This window comes from Dolichospermum sp. LEGE 00246 (genome assembly GCF_015207865.1).
Taxonomy (GTDB): Bacteria; Cyanobacteriota; Cyanobacteriia; order Cyanobacteriales; family Nostocaceae; genus Dolichospermum; species Dolichospermum heterosporum.
Map to the genome: position 1 here is coordinate 1 of NZ_JADEWA010000043.1, position 20,610 is coordinate 20,610.

15 protein-coding genes and 3 pseudogenes are annotated in these 20,610 nt (G+C 38.7%); 6 read left to right on the forward strand and 12 right to left on the reverse strand.

The annotated features are described in order from the left end of the window. The 8 genes and pseudogenes from IQ228_RS05015 to IQ228_RS05050 all read right to left on the reverse strand — a co-directional run. Positions 1-362: pseudogene (locus IQ228_RS05015) on the reverse strand (hypothetical protein); the annotation flags it as partial. Positions 363-543: 181 nt separating this feature from the next. Next, positions 544-1,140 (reverse strand): urease accessory protein UreG, encoded by a 597-nt coding sequence (gene ureG, locus IQ228_RS05020; protein ID WP_168650702.1) that lies wholly within the window; start codon positions 1,138-1,140, stop codon positions 544-546. Between the two features lie 5 nt (positions 1,141-1,145). Next, the gene (locus tag IQ228_RS05025) at positions 1,146-1,832 is read right to left on the reverse strand and encodes an urease accessory protein UreF (RefSeq protein WP_193962319.1); all 687 of its coding nucleotides are present in this window, start codon (positions 1,830-1,832) and stop codon (positions 1,146-1,148) included. Then, a complete protein-coding gene (ureE, locus tag IQ228_RS05030) occupies positions 1,810-2,250 on the reverse strand; it encodes an urease accessory protein UreE (protein ID WP_027403889.1) in 441 nt (146 codons plus the stop codon). Before ureE ends, IQ228_RS05025 begins: the two co-directional genes overlap by 23 nt. Positions 2,251-2,387: 137 nt before the next feature. Next, a complete protein-coding gene (locus tag IQ228_RS05035) occupies positions 2,388-2,774 on the reverse strand; it encodes a DUF2267 domain-containing protein (RefSeq protein ID WP_027403890.1) in 387 nt (128 codons plus the stop codon). Positions 2,775-3,125: 351 nt separating this feature from the next. Continuing rightward, positions 3,126-5,912, reverse strand: a complete 2,787-nt coding sequence (locus tag IQ228_RS05040) for an efflux RND transporter permease subunit (protein ID WP_193962320.1) — start codon at positions 5,910-5,912, stop codon at positions 3,126-3,128. Between the two features lie 151 nt (positions 5,913-6,063). After that, positions 6,064-6,390: a XisI protein gene (locus IQ228_RS05045; RefSeq protein WP_027403892.1), complete on the reverse strand. Its 327-nt coding sequence runs from the start codon at positions 6,388-6,390 to the stop codon at positions 6,064-6,066. Next, a complete protein-coding gene (locus tag IQ228_RS05050; protein ID WP_027403893.1) occupies positions 6,378-6,803 on the reverse strand; it encodes a XisH family protein in 426 nt (141 codons plus the stop codon). The genes IQ228_RS05045 and IQ228_RS05050 overlap by 13 nt, the downstream gene beginning before the upstream one ends. Positions 6,804-6,875: 72 nt before the next feature. Between IQ228_RS05050 and IQ228_RS05055 the strand changes: the two genes are divergently transcribed. Further along, a complete protein-coding gene (locus tag IQ228_RS05055) occupies positions 6,876-7,553 on the forward strand; it encodes a phosphorylase (RefSeq protein ID WP_193962321.1) in 678 nt (225 codons plus the stop codon). A gap of 219 nt (positions 7,554-7,772) precedes the next feature. Here the strand turns inward: IQ228_RS05055 and IQ228_RS05060 are convergent, their stop codons facing one another. Then, entirely contained in the window at positions 7,773-11,012 is a 3,240-nt protein-coding gene (locus IQ228_RS05060; RefSeq protein WP_193962322.1) for a DUF4114 domain-containing protein, read from the reverse strand. 1,160 nt (positions 11,013-12,172) lie between these two features. Beyond that, positions 12,173-13,342: a glycosyltransferase gene (locus IQ228_RS05065; RefSeq protein ID WP_193962323.1), complete on the reverse strand. Its 1,170-nt coding sequence runs from the start codon at positions 13,340-13,342 to the stop codon at positions 12,173-12,175. A 152-nt stretch (positions 13,343-13,494) separates the two neighbouring features. On the opposite strand from IQ228_RS05065, the gene shc reads away from it, so the two are divergent. Both shc and IQ228_RS26445 read left to right on the forward strand, forming a co-directional pair. After that, positions 13,495-15,402, forward strand: coding sequence for a squalene--hopene cyclase (shc, locus tag IQ228_RS05070; RefSeq protein ID WP_193962324.1), 1,908 nt, complete (start codon positions 13,495-13,497; stop codon positions 15,400-15,402). Between the two features lie 195 nt (positions 15,403-15,597). Then, positions 15,598-15,830, forward strand: a pseudogene (locus IQ228_RS26445) (cadmium resistance transporter); the annotation flags it as partial. Here the strand turns inward: IQ228_RS26445 and IQ228_RS05075 are convergent. Together IQ228_RS05075 and IQ228_RS05080 are read right to left on the reverse strand one after the other, a co-directional pair. Next, a complete protein-coding gene (locus IQ228_RS05075) occupies positions 15,796-16,002 on the reverse strand; it encodes a hypothetical protein (protein WP_193962325.1) in 207 nt (68 codons plus the stop codon). The pseudogene IQ228_RS26445 and the gene IQ228_RS05075 overlap by 35 nt on opposite strands. Before the next feature lie 52 nt (positions 16,003-16,054). Then, a pseudogene (locus IQ228_RS05080) lies at positions 16,055-17,005 on the reverse strand (IS4 family transposase); the annotation flags it as partial. A 6-nt stretch (positions 17,006-17,011) separates the two neighbouring features. Here IQ228_RS05080 and IQ228_RS05085 point away from each other — a divergent pair. From IQ228_RS05085 to IQ228_RS05095, 3 genes are all read left to right on the forward strand, one after another. Next, on the forward strand, positions 17,012-18,706 hold the full coding sequence (locus IQ228_RS05085) for an ATP-binding protein (protein WP_193962326.1): 1,695 nt from the start codon (positions 17,012-17,014) through the stop codon (positions 18,704-18,706). Then, a complete protein-coding gene (locus IQ228_RS05090) occupies positions 18,703-20,322 on the forward strand; it encodes a WD40 repeat domain-containing protein (RefSeq protein WP_193962327.1) in 1,620 nt (539 codons plus the stop codon). The genes IQ228_RS05085 and IQ228_RS05090 overlap by 4 nt, the downstream gene beginning before the upstream one ends. Further along, a partial coding sequence (locus tag IQ228_RS05095; RefSeq protein ID WP_193962328.1) for an ATP-binding protein occupies positions 20,315-20,610 on the forward strand: 296 nt, incomplete at its 3' end. The genes IQ228_RS05090 and IQ228_RS05095, both read left to right, overlap by 8 nt.

The window sequence follows — 20,610 nt, forward strand, 5'->3', positions numbered from 1 at the left end:
CTTAAAGCTTTAGTTCGTTGCATACCATCAATAATAGATATACTATCTTCAGGTATTTTGTTAATAAATTCTAAAAAAGCATTATTGTCTTCTAATTGTTCAATAATGGCAAAATTATCCTGGGGAATAATCACCCCTATAACTATTGGTGGTAATACCGCTCCAGTTTCTATATCTTTAATCATCCTCTTGCGGATACGTATAGCAGTATTTGTTTTTAAAGTATCTCTTTGTCCTTCTAAACCTCCTCTATTTTCAAAGGCATTTTTTACCCTTTTTAGATATTCTTCTACTTGAAACTGTGTCATCACGGAGTAACAATTTACTCTTGTATCTTTGATAATGTCAATATTTTTATTCATAACCATGAATGAGATATTATTTACCATATTTTTAGTTTATCATTGAATGGGTTGATTGTGTATGATCAGGAAATTAAAAATTAATAGCATCTTTATAATGCCATACAAATATAGCACAGATTTTTTAAAATGGTATTACCTTCTATAAATCCTGATATGTCCACGCCACGCTATGAAACAATTAACAAATAGCTGCATTCACAAACTGAATCACATCTCCTAAACCAGTTTGAGTTTTCAAATTTGTAAAAACAAAAGGTTTATCACCACGCATTTTTTTCGCATCTCGTTCCATGACATTCAAATCAGCACCCACATAAGGAGCAAGATCAGTTTTATTAATCACTAATAAATCAGATTTGGTAATACCTGGTCCACCTTTGCGGGGGATTTTATCACCAGCAGCGACATCAATGACATAAATTGTTAAATCTACTAATTCAGGACTAAAAGTAGCAGCTAAATTATCTCCACCACTTTCTAAAAAGACTAAATCTAAATTGGTAAATTTTTCTTCTAATTGTTCAATTGCGGCTAAATTCATAGAAGCATCTTCACGGATAGCAGTATGGGGACAACCTCCCGTTTCTACTCCTAAAATGCGATCGCTTGACAAAGCCTGAGAACGCACTAAAAACTGAGCATCCTCTTGAGTATAGATATCATTTGTCACCACAGCTAACTGATATTTTTCCCGTAAACCCTTGCACAAAGCATCTACCAAAGCCGTTTTTCCCGAACCTACGGGACCCGCAACGCCTACTCTTAAAGCCGTCATAATTTTTAACTCCTAAACAATCTAGTATATTGGGTTTCGTGCTGCATACTCGCTAAAGACAAACCCCAATTACAACATCCTAAATCATCATCTGCCATTGTCAAAATCTCCCCCACGGTAGTAGTTAATAAAGGTTGTAACCACAGTAATAACTGTTGTCCCGCAGTTTGTCCCAGCGGAATAAGTTTGATACCAGCAGTAATTAAATTATTCGCCCAACTGTGTAAATAAGCTAATAAAGCAGCTTGAATATTGATATCCCAATGAGCGCAAGCTATAGCAAAAGCGATCGCATAATTGCTAGGATAACCCACAGCATTCACCACAGGTAAAATATCCGGTTCTAGCTTCCCCAATAATTGCATCAGAGAACGTCCCATTTGCCAACTAGCAGCCCGTAATTCCTCCGTATCCCTCGCCGCTGATAACCATAAATTCCACCGCTTTAAAGCCGACCTATCACCTGATTGGATAGCATGAAAACCCCTCACCATTACCGCCGCATCTAGGCGAATTGAGCCATAAATTAACTCAGATTTTAGCCAATCTTGGAGATTTTCAATATTAGTAATAGTCCCATTTTCTACTAACATTTCCAACCCTTCTGAATAGCCATAAGCACCAACAGGTAAAGCTGGACTTGCTAATTGTAAAATCGCCAAAAAATGGCTATGTGTGAGAGTGATTTCCATAAGCCCCTAATTCTGGTTGAAAAGGTACAACTTCCTCTTTAATTTCTAATCCCAATTGTGTCAACATAGCAGCTAAAACCGTATCTGGAGATAAGCGTAAATAAGTGGGAGTAATTTCCACAGATACATGACGATTTCCTAAATGATACGCAGCCCTTAATAATAAAGGAATTTCTGCTAATACAGTTAAAACTGGTTCAGGTTTAGCAATAATTCTCATATTCATACTTTCATTTTCATTTATGAGAATATCGCCATCATTTAATACTGTACCTCTAGCCAAACGCAAAAAAACTTCCTTACCATTTGCTAATGTAAATTTATGGCGGCTACGAGTTCGTTCTTCCGCAGTCAGTGAAAGAGTGAAAGTAACTATAGTATCATCATTAGGTGGTTGACGTTGAGTAAAAGTCAGCATAATTCCTGAAATTAACTTTAATTTTGATGATTCTGTATCTATAGTAATTCATTTTCAATATTTAGTAAACAAAAATATACCCGACTTCTTAGAGAAATCGAGTATTTTCAAATTTTCCCTTGACAAATCTCTTTTAACTAAGCGAGTGAGATGGTAAATAATTCCTCATAATCATGAGAGAAATAGTTATAAAATTTGCGGAAATTTTCCGGAGAAACAGCAAGTTGTACAACAGCAAAAACAGCCCGCACATGAATAGCAGCTATCGTGGGTTCTACCTTTTCTTTGTCACTGATACATTTAATAAATTCTTGTAAATTCAAAGATTGAATAGGTTCTGTTTCACCTCCATACAAATATTCTCTCAATTCCTGGGGTATTTGTGCTGCTAATTCTTCTCTTTCATCACTAGGAATAATTTTTTTAATACTTTCAAAAGTAGCACGAGTAGCAACTTCTGCTTCTTCACGAAATTCCGATTGAGCTAAACTTTGAACATGGGTTATAAACTCGGTATATTCCATTTTTTTATCTCCAGTATTCAAATCAATAATTTGTCTTATCAATCAAACAATTATGAGTGAGAGAAGTCCTAAACATGATGACTGATTACCTCCAACTTATAATTTAATATTTAAAACTAAAGGTGGCTTTGGCAATAGTAAGTGTATTCTAGGCTTTAACGATTCACTTAACTTCATCCCCAAGAGTTAGATATAGCTATATCTGACGATAGATATATTAGTGAAATATCCCCAATTTGTTCAAGAAGTTAGGGATATTAAGAATTAAAAGTTTTCTACTGAAACGGTGCGTCAAACTTGTTAATTCATCATCTAATTATTAAATTAACTTTTGACGCACCCTACGAGTTTTTATTGTTTTATCTTCTTTCTAGGAAACCAATCATCTAAAATGGCGTAAAATACGGGGACAACAAACAAGCTGAGAATAGTAGAACTGACCAAACCACCGGCTATAGATACAGCCATAGGCGATCGCAATTCTGAACCCGCACCTAAACCCAAAGCAATGGGAACCATCCCCAAAATTGTCGCCGCAGTTGTCATCATAATGGGACGCAACCGGACAGGTCCAGCTTTGAGAATTGCCTCAGTTCTTTCTAGTCCAGAATCTCTTAACTGATTAATGTAATCTACAATTAAGATGGCATTTTTGTTAGTAATCCCCAGCAAAAATACAAAACCAATTAGAGATATCATCCCAAAATCACTTTTTGTAAATAGCAGTGCCAACAACGCCCCCACGATTGCTAAAGGTAAAGAAAGACCAATAACTATGGGGTCTACCCAACTTTTAAATAACCAAATTAACACCACAATAATACAAAGTGCTGATAACCCCAAAGTCGTGCCAAAACTCCCAAAAACCTCATTCTGACGGGCAGAATCTCCCCCTAAATTCAAAGAAACACCCGCAGGTATAACTGCTTTAGCTTCTGCTACCACCTTATCCGTCGCATCACCCAAAGTTAAATTTTGACCCAGGTTAGCACCGATATAAGCCACCCGCTGATTATTCAAACGTTCAATTTGTAAAATTGGATCTTGTTGATCAGATGCACCTGTGATAGTGACATCAGCAAACCCAGATATTTTCTCAATTCGGGCTTTTACTGCTTTAGCTGCCGTCGTTAAGGCTTGAAGATCATTGCCTTGTAAGGCTATTTGCAGAGGTTTTTGTCCACCTGTGTCTACAAACTGAATATCTTCTACACTTGTAGTTACACCCGCCAATTTTGGCAAAGCAGCGCGGAGTTGGTCTTGTATTTCTGCCGTTTTCACTTCTCGCTCTGCTTTGAGCTTAACGTACAGCGTACCTTTGTTTGGTTCACCTTCACGAGAACCCACAGTAGTAAATACCGTTGCCACTGCGGGGAACTTCCTCACTACTTCTTCCAGTTTCTTAGCAACATCCAAAGAATCGTTTAGAGGATTAGGAATGGGAATAGAAGATGATGAAGCAGCTAAAGCCGCAGCAGACAAAGACGAATTTTCTAATTTATCTTTTTGTCCCGCTTGTCCTGGTTGTCCTCCTGGTTGTTGTCGTCCTCCTTGCCCCGCTTGTCCAAGATTCCCAGGAAGATTAGGTAAGGGAGCAGTATAGACAATATTAAATTCTCCTCGGTCAAGTTTGGGAATAAACCCTTTGGGAATTAGGGGAATCAGGGCTAAACCAGCTATTAAACTACCAACTGCCAAGCCGACAACTATTAAGCGGTGCTGCAATGACCAGGCTAACAAGTTACGGTAAGCCTGATCAAATTCTAGCCAAATTTTACTTTGCTTTTGGGGAGAACTGGATGATTTAGCTTTGAGCCAGTAAATAGCTAAGACGGGTGATAAGGTTCGGGCTACTAATAAAGATGTCAGCATCGCAGCGGAAACTGTAATCCCAAAGGGTTTGAAAAATTGACCAATGACTCCACCCATTAAACCGATAGGCAAAAATACCGCTACTGCTGTTAAAGTGGCTGCGGTGACAGTTAAACCAATTTCATTGGTGGCTATGAGTGCGGCTTCGCGGGGGGTTTTTCCTTCTTCTATATGCCGCATGATGTTTTCTACATCAACTATGGCATCATCTACTATCGAGCCAATGACTAAAGCTAAGGCTAACAGGGTGATGGTTTCTAGGTTAAAGCCATATATCGCCATGACGATAAATGTCCCTAACAAAGACACGGGAATAGCTAAGGCAGAAATTAGGGTGGCTTGCCAATTCCATAAAAAGGGAAAGATGACAACTACTGAGAGGACGATCGCTTCGATCAGTGCATCTATGGTGGAATGGGTGGCGTTGTGAATATATTCAGCTTGGGTAGCAGCTAAGGTGAGGGTGACATCTTTTAAGCTCAACCTTAGCTGTTGTACTTCTTTTTCTACCCGACTGACTACTTCTAGGGTGTTGGCATTACCTTTTTTAATTACTTGAAAGGCTAAAGCCTGTTTACCATTGAATCTTACTAAAGTGCCAGATGAGGGTAATAAAACATTCCTTCTTCTTTCTTCTTCCTGACTTATGGGAGTTACGGGCGCAGGCCCTGCGCCCCTACGCTCCTGACTCCTTGTATTGCCATCTCCTAAGAGGGAGACTTTGAGAACTCCTGGTAATTTAGCGATCGCTGGGACAATTTTCGCTTTTGCTAGTTGCTGTAAATTGTCAATCTTCCCAGCAGTGCTTTCAATGGCATAGCTAACAGCCGCTGATTCGTTCAGATTCAAAGGGATGATTTTTTTAGTGGCATTCTTGGGTAGATTTAATTGATTGACGATTTGAGAAATTTTCTTGGTCGCAGTTTCTAAATTTGTCCCCACCACAAAAGAGGAAATTACGGCAGTTTGACCAGGATAGGTTGATGAACGAATGTCCTCAAGACCTGCCAGTGATTTGAGACTTGCCTCCAGGGGTTTAGTTAGTTGTTCTTCCGTATCTAGGGCAGATGTTAAGGGTGCTTGGGCATTTACCACCACTACCGGAAAGGTGATATCTGGAAATAAAGCATATTTGAGGGAACTGAATGCCAGGATACCAGCTACCGCTATACCTATCCAAAAACACACTGTCAACCAAGAAAACTTAATCGCTAATTTGGAAATATTGAAGCTTTCGCGTGTAGATTGTGTATTGGTCTGTACCATCTGATAAAATTATTTGAGTCCTTGGTCATTAGTTGTCAGTCTTTTGATCACTGACAACTGACAGGCTAGTATAGAACTTCTAGGGTGAAAATGGTTGTAGATGTTTAGTCATGGTAGATCCTTAATCCTTTCGTTCCTTGTTCAAAGTATTCTAAGCAACACCATAATCTGTATATGGACGCTTGTAGGGTGGATGCAACCCCAACACAATATCTTCTTTGGGAACACCCATTTTTACTAACTCCTCAGCAGGATTTTGGTCTGTCAAATTTTGTTGTAGCCAAATTTTGCCATCTTTAATATCAAAGTGCATGACACTACGATAAACTCGATGTAGTTCTTGCCAGCCGACATTCATCCATTGGTAATGATCCCTTTGGGTATCAAAAATCAGTTGTAGTTCTTCTTCTTCATCATCTTTGGCGTAATTAGTTAACAAAGTTTGAATATATTCTCGATATTTAGCTATTTTATCCATTTAAAAATTACCTCTTTCCTGGGTTCATAGACTACTAATGGTACTTGATATCTTTGTAGTGCAATTTGAGTAAATTCAAGTTGGAAAAATATTTCATAAGCATCTAAGGGAATCGCTAAGTACAGTATACGATTTGGTTCAATAGTTTCCAATGCTAGACGATAACTGAGAAACTGACCTAACGCAGCGTAAAAGTCTGTAATTGCCGAAGGATTGAGAAAACTTTTGATTTCTACAGCTATTTTCTCACCTGCTTTTTCCGCACCAAGTAATTTCTGGGCAGCTAAATCGACCTGAAAATTGACATCACCAAATTTAAATTTTAGTGGATCATCTGTAATTAACCACTGTTCTTTTTCTAAAGCTTTTCTTACTGATTTATGAAAAATATCTTTGGCAGATACGGATAACATTAAATTGTTGTATCTTTAGTATTTTACACTCTTAGTAGTAAAAGGAAAATAGTTTCTAAATTTTTTATTCTCATGTCAACTTTGATCCTAGTCCCCCAGGGAGCAGAATATCAAGCCGTCTGTCGCGGATTAAGGCGCGTCCCCAGTTCCCAAGTCAAGGTATTAGCGATACCAATGGGAATTGAACCAGTGCGGAAATATTTACAACAATTCACCCATAATCAAGCAAATCGGATGCTGATGATGGGTTTATGCGGTAGCTTGAGCCAAAAATATCAAATTGGAGATATTGTTTTATATCAAAATTGTCTTTATCAAGGAAATCTGCAAGAGGGCGATAATTCCTTTACCGCAGATATACATAATAAACTTGGAGATCATGTATCTTTAGTCAAAGGGTTAACGAGCGATCGCCTCTTATATAAAGCCAAACAAAAACGCCAGTTACAAGAACAATCCGGCGCTGACGTTGTAGATATGGAAGGATACGCTTTTCTCGAATTTTTCCAGCAACCATCTGACGCAGTTTCTCCACCAGTACAAGTAGCCATCCTACGAGTAGTTAGCGATGATGCTCACCATGACATCCCCAATATCACCTCAGCCATTAGCGCAGACGGCTCATTACAACCTTTACCCTTAGTTTGGGAATTAATCCGTCAACCCCTAGCAGCAACTCGATTAATTACCGGTTCATTAAAAGGACTCAAAGCTTTAACAACAGTTACACAATTATTGTTTACGGCCTAAGGCAAGAATGTCCAATAGACCCATAAGATCCCCGACTTCTTAGAGAAGTCGGGGATCTAAACAGAATTTAAACCGGAGAAATATCTTTTAGGGATCACCAAAAAATAAATTACCCAATTTTGTGGGATGGGCAATCCTGCCTGTCCTTGGTAATTAGCGGGCAAGATGCCCGCACCACAAGAAACTTTTGGGGATTTTTTTAATTGGAAGTCCCTTAAGCTAAACCACTGATGCCAAATTGACTTTAACAATCACATCATTGAAGTCTTTATCACCACCACCACGTAAATCCTCAAAGCCAAAGGTATTATCACCTAATATCCGCACATGATCAACACCATCTGAGTTAGCCCCCAAGAAGGCGAAGTAAATATCTGGGTTATTATTAGGATTTCTATCAAGTAGGGCATCAAGTGTACCATTAGCCACAAGAAATGGTACATACATAGCACCACCTTGAATGGTAGTATTGAAACCTGCTGTTCCGCCGTTATTCACGTTCAAGCTAACATCAGAAACACGGCCATTCAGAGCCGCTTGCACATAACCATCCTGTCCTGGGAGGATATCAGCGATACCATCACCATTAGTATCAATACCGCCATTCCCATCAGTTACGCGATAGAAACCAACGAAATTGTTGTAACTTGCTTCTCGGTAAACAGTAAAATCAGCGGTTACTGCACCAGTAATACCCCGTAAATCCAGCGATTCGCCTTGTGGTTTACTTTGCAAAGCTGTACCCAAAGGCATAGATTTATCATTTGCTTGAATCTGGACTTGCAAATCGTCGAACCCAGTTGAATTACCAGAACCATCTTCCCAATTTAGGGAGAAACTATTAGACCCCAAGTCTGTAATTTTTACAGTAGAAGGGTTGGCAAAGAGAACATTGCCAATGGGTGTGTTCTTATTCAGTACAGAATCGGTTGAACCATCTTTTACTAAATAGAATCTCAAATTGTCATTGGAGTTAAACTCTAATAACCTACCGAGGCTAGTGAGATCAAATCCAGCAGGAAGATTAGTAATAGTAGAGAAAATTATCTGACCTTTTGCTAATGCTTTTTCTGCATAACCAGGTTCACCTGGGGCAATTCCATCTATTTTACCAGACGCATCATCAACAGTAAATACTCCTATTTCATAGAAACCATTAAAATTGAATCCTGTCAATTTTACTTCTAGTGTCACTTTGCCGTCGTTATCTTTGATATTGAAGACATTATCACTAATTAGTGAGAGGAAATCGTTAATGTTAACAGTTTCAGTGTCAGTGCCAGTGTCAGTTTCCGTGTCAGTTCCGGTATCAGTGTCAGTGCCAGTGTCAGTTCCCGTGTCAGTTTCCGTATCAGTGCCAGTGTCAGTTCCCGTGTCAGTTTCCGTGTCAGTTCCCGTATCAGTGCCAGTGTCGATTCCCGTGTCGGTTCCCGTATCAGTGCCAGTGTCGGTTCCCGTGTCAGTGCCAGTGTCAGTTCCCGTATCAGTTCCCGTGTCGATTCCCGTGTCGGTTCCCGTATCGGTTCCCGTATCAGTGCCAGTGTCGGTTCCCGTGTCAGTGCCAGTGTCAGTTCCCGTATCAGTGCCAGTGTCAGTGCCAGTGTCGATTCCCGTGTCAGTGCCAAGCCGCACATAGACTGCCCCTGATCCAGGTGCGCCAATAATTAAATCGTTAACACCGTCACCATCAAAATCTCCATTACTGATCGAGCTACCTAACTTATCACCTATAGAAGCACCGTCAATTATAAAGCCATTTTGACTGTCGGGACTTTCGAGACTTGAGAGTTCAAAGGTAGGAGCAAAGTCTTCCTCTGTGCCATAAATGACGTAGACTTGTCCAACATTATTATTAGCATTTTTTGCCCCAATGATGATGTCATCAATGTCATCATTGTTAATATTCCCAGCACCACTGACATACCAATCGGAGTTATCAAGGGTTGAAATACCATTGATGGTAAAGCCATTGCTACCATTAAGGTCAGAAAGATTGATGCTAGAACCAAAATCTTGTTTGCCAAAGACCACATAGCCTTTGCCTTTCGCACCAATAATCAAGTCTCCGATGCCGTCACCGTTGATATCCCCAGCTTTGCTAACAGAGAGTCCTGATTGATCACCATCTTGTCCGTTGATGACAAAGCCATCGCTGCTACTGAGGTTGGCAATGTTAATATAATTAGTAAAAGGGTCGTCATTGCTACGCCCATAAATGACATAACTGCTGCCAGAATTGTTACCATTGGGATTCGCATAGGGCGCACCAATGATGAGGTCATCAATTCCATCACCGTTGATATCCCCAGCGTCACTGACAGAATAACCTAAGCTATTGTTGTCATCACTTGGGTTATCCGGGTTATAGCTGTAGATAATCAAACCGTCATCAAGCCCAAAGTTTGGGTCGTCGAGGTTTAGGGTTGAGTCAAAATTCTCTTTCCCAAAGATGATATAGCTTTCACCTATAGTCCCTGATCCATTATCACCAGGATTAGTTGCGCCAATTAATAGGTCATTAATTCCATCATCATTGATATCACCAGCGGCACTAACAGACCAACCGGCATTACGACTATATTCACTGCCTTGAATATTAAAGCCCTTACTGCCAAGGTTGGAAAGTTCGATGGGACTATTAAAATAGTTGGGGTCATTACTGCCAAAGATGACATAAGCAGAGCCGAGACTATTCTCATCTGCACCAGGTGCGCCAATGGCTAGGTCATGAACACCATCACCATTAATATCCCCAATATTCTTAACAGAATAGCCGAATTTATCACCCGCGTTAGGCCCATTGATCACAAAGCCTTTAGTGTTATCGAGGCTAGAGACATCTATGGTTCGATTACGTGAATCTCTTTCACCAAAGACTACATAGGTTTTTCCGGCGTTGCTTTTGTTATTAGGATCGCTCAAAGGTGAGCCAATGACGATATCTTCAATTCCATCACCATTAATATCAACAGCGCTAACTGAGTAGCCGAACTCATCGCTACTTACACCCTTGATAGTAAAGCCGTTGTTGTTGGATATGGGAGTGGAAGTGGGTATAATCTCACCACTTACAGGATCGATAACAATAGTCTCGCCAGTTACAGGATCTATACCGATCAAAAATAACTCTTCATCTTCACTGCTGGAATTAGGATCTGGTAGGGCTGCTTCAAATGGGATCTCCTCAACTGGGGTATTTTCACTTGTTATGATCGATGGATTGCTGCTAACTCCAGTTGCGGTGGCAATAGGATTAGAATCTGGTTCTGTTGATGGATTGCTAGTATCTTCAGTTGTGGTGGACATAGGATCTAGTTCTGTTGATGGATTGCTAGTATCTTCAGTTGTGGCGGACATAGGATCTAGTTCTGTTAATAGATTGCTAGTATCTTCAGTTGTGGCGGACATAGGATCTAGTTCTGTTAATAGATTGCTGCTATCTACAGTTGTGGTGTCCATAATGATGTAGTGTTATTAGTTTTTTTCGATGGTTGACAAATTTCGGTTACAGCAAAGCTGGTGTAATAGATAGTTCCACGCTAGTTACACAGGTATTTGCCATAAATCTGCATTGAGAAATAGCTCTAGGCTGTAGTTGAGTGGCTAGAGTGTTGGTGATAGTATGGACAGAAGTTCATACCTTTGGGGTAAATATGTGTGGTTGCCCCTAAGCTTGAGTCGCTAGAGTAACTTTTGATGGAAATAAGGGAATAGTAGTTAATACCCTGGTAAGTAGTGAGACAGAATTAATTACACAATGTCATTGTGAATGGAATGAAGTGGAATGAAGCAATTGCAAGGGTTGTGATTGCTTCCCTTCGCTCGCAATGACTGTAAATATTTTTGTCCAATTACTTATGACGAAACTTCCCTGGCTTGCAGTTGAGTAGCCAGAGTTGGTGGAGATAATTTTTTCGGATAGTCAGATACGGTTAGTTTCTATGCCAGATAAAACTCTCTTTATATCCATATTTGTGTACCAAATTTTTCACCTCATATAATCAAATCCAGGTCTATTTAAGACTTGGGGTTTTTGCCGACTACACCCAGACGCGGGAAGATGCTGAAGTTTATGCCTGATTTGATTTAAGGACTCTTAGTTTTTCACTAACGAGAAAGTTTACTTTGATTGCCCGAAAACAGTATAGCCTAGATATTGTGTTATTAGTTGTGAAGTTTCTGTGAAGTTGAGGTCAATAACACGCAAATTCCTGAGTTGGGCTTTTATCATTGGCTGTAAACATGACAATCTGTTTTAGTTTGCGGTTATGATACTTGATATCAATGGGAAAAATTTCTCTTCCCTGTTCTCAAGTCCAGATTCCTATAACTTAATCCCTAATTGTTAATGTCCAATCCGGACTTGTTTTAAATATTCTGACTACTTTTGATCTACTGTCTTTACCAGTAATCCTAATGTGTGGTTAATGCTGGGGCTGGTGTTTAATGGGTAAAAATGGGGATTTTTAGGAAAAATGTCTGCTACTGGTTGTCAACGGGGTAAACTCTGGCTTGATTAGGGATCAGGGGTCAGGAATCACGAGTATGGCTTACGCCAAGTCAGAAGTCAAAAGAAGAGGGAAATTTCTGTCTTTGCTGCTTTTGCTCGTCCTACTTTGTCAATTGGCATATACTCTACCTTTCCACGCGCCTCCACGACCTTGCCAATGTTGTAATGCTGAATCTAGTGTCATACAAGTATACATAAAGGCAATTATGGGTAGGCTAAAGGCAAAAGTGGGGGAGCATTTGTAAAAGCGAGTAATTGGGAAGTAAGCAAAAGTCATTAGCAGGTATCCGATGACAGAGGTGAGGGTAATTATCCAATTCCCGAATACCAGTCCTAAAATAATTCCTATTGGGGGGACTATATAAACTAAGATCATTCCTAAGAGGCTACCTAGGAGGAGAAAGGGGGAATAATTCAGTTGTGTATAAGCACTTCTGGCGACCATATCCCAAATTGTTTTGAGGGAATCGTAGGGGCGTAAGCTACGGGTGAGAGTGCTGAGTCCTAACCAGATTTTTCCCTTGGTTGATTTGACGGCTTTGGCTAGGGAACAGTCATCAATTAGGGCTTGACGAATAACTTGTAATCCACCAATTCGATTGAGGGCTTCTTTCTGAATGAGAATACAACCTCCGGCGGCGGCGGCGATCGCCTTTTTGGGGTTATTTACCCAGGAAAAGGGATAGAGTTTTTGGAAGAAGAAGACGAATGCGGGTATTAATAGTTGTTCCCAAAAGCTTTGACAGCGTAATCGTACCATGATGGATACGAGGTCTAATTTCTGTGCTTCGGCTTTGGCAACTAGGCGGCGGAGGTTACTGGGATGATGTTCTATATCTGCGTCGGTAAGTAAAAAATAGTCTGGTTTTAATTGGCTGGCTGTTTGTACACCTTGTTCCATTGCCCATAATTTGCCTGTCCAACCCGGAGGTAATGGGGGGCTGGATATAATCTGCAATTGTGGGGTTTTGTCGAGGGCGTAGGCTACTCCTTGGGCAATGTTGGCTGTACCATCGCTACTTTGATCGTCTACGAGGAAGATGGTGAAGTTACCAGGATAGTCTTGCAGGAGGAGCGATCGCAAGCTAATGGGAATGACATCGGCTTCATTGCGGGCGGGAATGATTACGCACACTGTGGGTAAGGTGTTATTCTCAATATTTTTGTCTGGCGTTGCTTCTAATTGGTGATTAATTCGCCAAAATTGCCCCCAAAATAAGATTAAAAATAACCAAATGACTAAGGATAGAAGGGTCAAACTCAAGATAATTGTTGCCATAACTGTTGCTATACTCCAATTTAAAACTTAAAAACAAATTTAATTGTCACTGACTTGGATAGAATACAATGTCTGCTGATTTTGGGGAAGAATTTTCTCGTAATTCGGTTATGTTATTAAATACTTGAGTTTGGTGCTGAGGTAGGTATTTGATGGAAACACAAGATAGAACAGAAGTCAATAAAGTTGTTGATGCGATAGCCGCCAGTCAAAAACATCTGCTTTCTATTCAAAATCCCGATGGTTATTGGTGGGCAGAGTTAGAATCTAATGTTACCATCACTTCGGAAGCTGTTTTACTGCATAAGATTTGGGGAACTGATAAAACCAGACCTTTGCATAAAGTTGAAAATTATCTCCGTTCTCAACAGCGAGAACATGGAGGTTGGGAATTATTTTATGGTGATGGTGGAGATTTAAGTACAACCGTAGAAGCTTATATGGCTTTGAGGTTGTTAGGTGTATCCCCTACAGACCCAGCATTGCTAAAAGCGAAATCCCTAATTTTAGCTAAAGGTGGTATTAGCAAAACTCGCATTTTTACAAAATTACATCTAGCTTTAATTGGCTGTTATAATTGGCGCGGACTGCCTTCTTTACCACCATGGGTAATGTTGCTACCCGATAATTTTTTCTTCAATATTTATGAACTTTCGAGTTGGGCGCGTTCTAGCACTGTACCTTTATTAATTGTCTTTGATCAAAAACCTGTCTTTAAAATTGATCAGCCAATTAATTTAGATGAATTATATGCTGAAGGTGTGAATAATGTCCGTTGGAAATTACCAAAAAATGGTGATTGGTCAGATATATTTAACATTCTGGATGATGGTTTTAAATTAGCAGAAAGTCTAAATTTTGTTCCTTTTAGAAATGAGGGGATTAAAGCGGCAGAAAAGTGGATTTTAGAACGTCAAGAAGTTACAGGTGATTGGGGGGGAATTATTCCCGCTATGTTAAATTCTCTATTAGCTTTAAAGTGTTTAGATTATGATGCTAATGATCCAATTATCAAACGAGGTTTAAAAGCAGTTGATAATTTTGCTATTGAAATAGAAAATAGTTACTGTGTCCAACCTTGTGTTTCTCCTGTATGGGACACAGCTTGGGCGATTCGGGCTTTAATAGATTCAGGTTTAGAGCCAAATGATGCCGCTATTGTCAAAGCTGGAGAATGGTTAATAGAGAAACAAATTCTTGATTATGGTGATTGGAACGTCAAAAACAAGCAGGGAACTCCCGGTGCTTGGGCGTTTGAATTTGAAAATCGTTTTTATCCAGATGTGGATGATTCTGCTGTAGTTGTTATGGCTTTACATCAGGCTAAATTGCCAAATGAAGAACTAAAAAAACAAGCCATTAATAGGGCTTTAAATTGGATTGCGACAATGCAATGCAAACCTGGTGGTTGGGCAGCTTTTGATATTGATAATGATCAAGAATGGCTTAATGCTGTACCTTATGGTGATTTGAAAGCGATGATTGATCCCAATACTGCTGATGTCACAGCTAGAGTATTAGAAATGTTAGGGGCTTGTAATTTATCAATTCAACCAAATAATTTAGAAAAGTCTCTAGATTATCTTTTGAAAGAACAAGAAACTGAAGGTTGTTGGTTTGGACGTTGGGGTGTAAATTACATTTATGGAACTAGCGGCGTTTTATCAGCTTTGGCTTTAATTAATCCTTTAAAATATGCTGAAAATATCAATCAAGGTGTCAATTGGTTAGTGAAAGTACAAAATTCTGATGGTGGTTGGGGAGAAACTTGTTTTAGTTACAATGATCCTAATTTAAAAGGAAAAGGTGACAGTACAGCATCCCAAACTGCATGGGCTTTAATCGGTTTAATAGCAGCAGTTGAAGCTACGGGAAAATTAGCTCTTGATAGTATTGAAAAGGGGATTAATTACCTGTTAGAAACGCAAAAATCAGATGGTACTTGGGATGAAATTTACTTTACCGGCACGGGCTTTCCTTGTCATTTTTATTTGAAGTATCACCTTTATCAACAGTATTTTCCTTTAATGGCTTTGGGAAGATATCAAGCAATTCGTTAGAGGATATTTGAAAAGGCCAGGTTCATCCTGTACACAGACAAAAACCACCTTCATGGGTTTCAGCCCTTAATTCTTTGTTAGCCTATGCAGGTGGTCACTGAGCAGTTCGACAAGTGTTACAGTGAGCTTGTCGAAATGTGAACTTTGTTTGTGTAGCAGCTTTTTAAACTCTGAACTTTTACATAAATATTGGCAATGAATAGTCTAATTACTACTTTTACTCAAAGCATCATTGCTTTTACAGTCACTAATATTGATGACATTATTATTTTGCTCCTATTTTTTCGCAAATAGATCAAAATTTCCGCCGTAGACATATTTTTATCGGTCAATATCTGGGCTTCGCTGTTATTATTCTCCTCAGTTTACCAGGTTTTTTTGGTGGTTTATTTATCAAGAGAGAATTAATTGGATTATTACTCCCGGTTCGCTCATTTTTTTTGGAGTTTGAGAAATTGCCAAAAAAATAGAAAATCTAGGTTTCGTAATGGTTTTAGCGATTTCCCGAAATTTAGCTTGAACTACCCTCGGTGCTAAAAACTCTATTTTTATGCGAACTGCTTGCAGCAGCGCTTCGCTATCGCCTACGTCATAGTACATTTGAATTACAGGCTAAAACCCCTATTAAATCGCTTAACGGGTGACAAGGCGGCTAAAGAGCTTGTTTCATAAGGGATAGAGCCTGAAAGCCCCGTTGAAAAAAGAGGCGTTTATGAGGCTTGAGATTGATTAAATTCAGAGCTAAATCAGCCCATAATTCCATACCATAAATCCATAGTTGTCCGTAGAGAGCAAAGCTAAAATCACTTTGACGTGGGTACTTGTCCTGATGTTGTTGAATACGTCCGGCATAAGTCTCTATACCTAATTTTTTCATCCGTTGACCGTGCATAGTGGCTAAACTATAAGCAATGACAATCAATAATACTAAAGCTAAAAAGCGAGTTTCATTTACTTTAGTATCCTCTAGATTATAACCACCAGTTTTACAATCCTTAAAGAATTGCTCAATTCCCCATCGACATCTATAGAGGCATAAAGTTTGTTGGAGAGTTGGTAGATTTGTCAAGATATACCAAGGTTCTTTTGGTCCAGAGTTCCGATATTTTCTCTTCCAATAAACAGCGATATTAAATAAGCCTAATTCATCCCCTTTACTACATTTAACTTTTTCATAAAATCTCGACATTCCTGGCTTAAATCCTTGATTTTTAAGAACTTGATATTCTTGTTCAGGTTTTTCTTGAAAATAAAGGTTTTTCTTCTGGCGTAGAGCAAAGTAAACTCCTTGCTCATCAAACCATTTAGCCAGTTTTGGACTATGAAATTCTCTGTCTGCTAACACCACAATTCGACATTTTTTTAACAACTTTATTGCTGTCTTTATTAATCTTTTCTGTGTTTGTAAATTACTATTTCCGACATGATTTAATGTTTCCCAATATAGTGGTAGGGCATGAGTACCCCATACCAATGTCACCATAAATATATTTCGCCCCTTCCACTGTGTTCTATCCAGTGCTACCATCCAATAACCATATTTTTGATACTGTTTTTTATGAAAATAACGGCGCTGTTCTCGATTCAGTTGTTTTGGGTGTAAAATAAAATGATGCTTGCAAATGGTAAAATTGCTGATGCTGTACTGCAAAATCAGATCAAGGTAGCTATGAATCAGAAAGTAGAAGAGAAAATTTTAGATTTAACCAAGTGGTCAAAACAGGCATTTTCTGATCCTATAGCTGAAGATGCAATGAATAATGCCAGGAAAGCAGGGGAGGCTTTGTGTAAAGCAATAATTTTTAATCATTATGGAGAAACTTTTGGTGAAGAAATTATCTTAGGAAAAAAGAAATATACAGGAACAGAAATTTCATCAAGAAATAGAGAATTAGATTTCAGTGGACTAATTACTATAGTTACCCAAGAACAGGAACAACAATACATAATAATTGAACATAAAAAAAACCGCTATAAAATTAAATCTTATCTTGAAGTAATCAGAACTAATGGTAATACTGGTTCACATGATCCTAATGATCCAAGAGATACAATAGATAGTAATGATTTATCATTTACGAAGTCTGCTATTCATAATTTAATCATTTGGTTTTTTAAAGATTATTTAGGTAGGGATATGCCCACAGAATTAGAACCATTTATATCTTCATGTTTACCCATCATTCCCACAGAATTTAAAACTATCATTGAAGATAAAACAAAAATATTTTGTGGTCGTCAATTTGTATTTGATGCTATTACTGCATTTATCCAAAATCACCAAAGCGGCTATTTTAGTATTCTTGGTGATGCGGGAATGGGTAAAAGTGCCATAGCTGCAAAATATATAGTAGATAATCCCGGTACAATTTGCTTTTTTAATATTCGTACAGATGGTACAAACCGCCCTGATCAATTCCTTAAATCAATTCGTCAACAATTAGTAAATAGGTTTAATTTACAAAATGCGGAAAATGATAATTTATCTACTTTATTAACTAAATCTAGTGAAAAATTAGCTGATTCTGAAAAATTAGTCATTGTTATTGATGCTTTAGATGAAGTTGATCAAGAAGATAATGGTAATTTGTTAAATTTACCGATGTATTTACCAGATAATGTTTACCTGATCCTTACCAGAAGACCTTATAATTCAGATGAGAAAAGATTAACACTTTCCCCCAATACTAAGTATGTAGAATTGGATATAAGGCAATATCAAGATAATAGTAAAGATGATATCAAAGCCTATATTTTAGAATTTATGGCTTTACCAAAATATCAAATAGGCTTAGACGACTGGATAAATAAACAAAATGGACTTAATAAAGCGCAATTTGTTGATACTATTGCAGCTAAAAGTGAAAACAATTTCATGTATTTACGCCTTGTGTTAGAAGCTATTGTAAATGAAGTTTATAAAGATGAAAAACTAGAAGAATTACCCGCAGGTTTACAGGGATATTATGCGAGTCATTGGCGCATGATGGGAATGACGAAAAAACCCTTACCCAAGGATAAAATTAAAATTATTTATGTGATGTGTGCTTTAAAAAGTGCTGTATCCCGTGAAATGATTGTGAAATATTCCCAGCAAGATGATCTCACAGTGCAGGAAGTTCTCAAAGATTGGACACAGTTTTTACAGGAACAAAAAACCTATCAACCGCCCCGTTATCGCTTTTATCATGAAAGTTTCCGAGATTTTTTAATACGTCAGGATATTGTGGAAGCTGCGGGGGTGAGTTTACCACAAATTAGCGCGGAAGTCGCTCAAAATATGGGTGAGGGATTAATACTATGAGTAACTTTCGCAGTTGGTTTGATGAACAGTCAGAGGAAGCACAAGAACAGTTTTTAGGTGAATATCCCCGGTTATTATTAGCGGGTAACAAATATCCAGAACTGTTTAAATTATTATCGGAATACTACTTTATTGAAGCGAAAATCAATCATCCCTTATTTGGAATACAAGCACTAATTGAAGATTATGATTTATTAGATACTTCCGAAATAAAGAATAATTCAAAGTATGCTGAAACCGTCAAAGCATTAAAATTAATTCAAAGGGCTTTATTTAGCTCAACACACATATTATTTAAAGATCCAAAACAACTCAAGGGACAGCTATCAGCACGACTAACATATTTTGATTTACCAGAAATTAAAAATTTATTAGCACAAATCGCCACAGATAAAAATATAGGTTTATATAGTTTAATAGGTAGCCTCACACCTCCTGGTGGTGGATTAATTCGCACTCTAGAAGGTCATAGTGAGTCGGTAAATGCGATCGCACTGACACCCGATGGTAAAACCGTCATTTCTGGTTCAGGTGACAACACTATCAAAATCTGGGATTTGGTAACAGGAACAGAACAGTTCACCCTTACTGGTCATAGTTCCTCGGTAAATACGATCACAGTCACACACGATGGTAAAACGGTGATTTCTGGTTCAGGTGACAACACTATCAAAATCTGGGATTTGCTAACAAGAACACAAAACTTCACTCTCAAAGGTCATAGTTCCTCCGTAAATGCGATCGCAGTCACACACGATGGTAAAACGGTGATTTCTGGTTCTGATGACAACACTATCAAAATCTGGGATTTGGGAACAGGAACAGAAAAGTTCACCCTTGAAGGTCATAGTGACTGGGTAAATCGAATCGCAGTCACACCAGATAGTAGAACCCTGATTTCTGGTTCAGATGACAAAACTATCAAAATCTGGGATGTGGTAACAGGTACAGAAAAATTCACCCTTGAAGGTCATAGTGATTACGTAACAGCGATCGCAGTCACACCTGATGGACAAACGGTGATTTCTGGTTCATGTTCTCGGGACAAAAGTATCAAATTCTGGGATTTAGAAACAGGAACAGAAAAATTCACCCTTGAAGGTCATAGTGATTGGGTAACAGCGATCGCAGTCACACCTGATGGACAAACGGTGATTTCTGCTTCAGGTGACAAGACTATCAAAATCTGGGATTTAGTCACAGGAACAGAAAAATTCACGCTTCAAGGTCATAGTAGCTTGATAAGAGCCATCACACTCACACCTGATGGACAAACCCTGATTTCTGGTTCTGATGACAAGACTATCAAAATCTGGGATGTGGAAACAGGAACAGAAAAGTTGATCCTTGAAGGTCATAGTGACTGGGTAAATGCGTTGGTGAAGCCTATGGAAGATATCGCAGTCACACCCGATTGCAAAACCTTGATTTTTCGTTCAGGTGACAACACTATCAAAATCTGGGATTTAGCAACCAGAAAGGAAATAGCAACCTTCACCGGAGAAAGTCTTATAATGCGTTGTGCAATTGCTCCTGATGGTGTCACAATAGTTGCAGGAGAATCATCAGGAAGGGTACATTTTTTGCGCTTGCAAGGAAAGGTGACAGATGAATAGTTTATCTTTCTCTGCTTCAGTCAAGAGTGAAAATTTTGTTGGTCGTGATTTTGTCTTCACTGCTATTAATAATTTTCTCCACCGTTACCCCAAGGGTTATTTCACCATTGTGGGTGTACCCGGTAGCGGTAAAAGTGCCATTCTTGCCCAATTTGTGCGCCAAAATCCCCATACTATTTATTACAATGCCCAAATGTCCGGTAAAAATCGAGTTGAGGCATTTTTTCCAGAGGTTTGTACACAGTTAAATTTATTGTTAGAGAATTTATCTAGCACCCCTCCCCAACC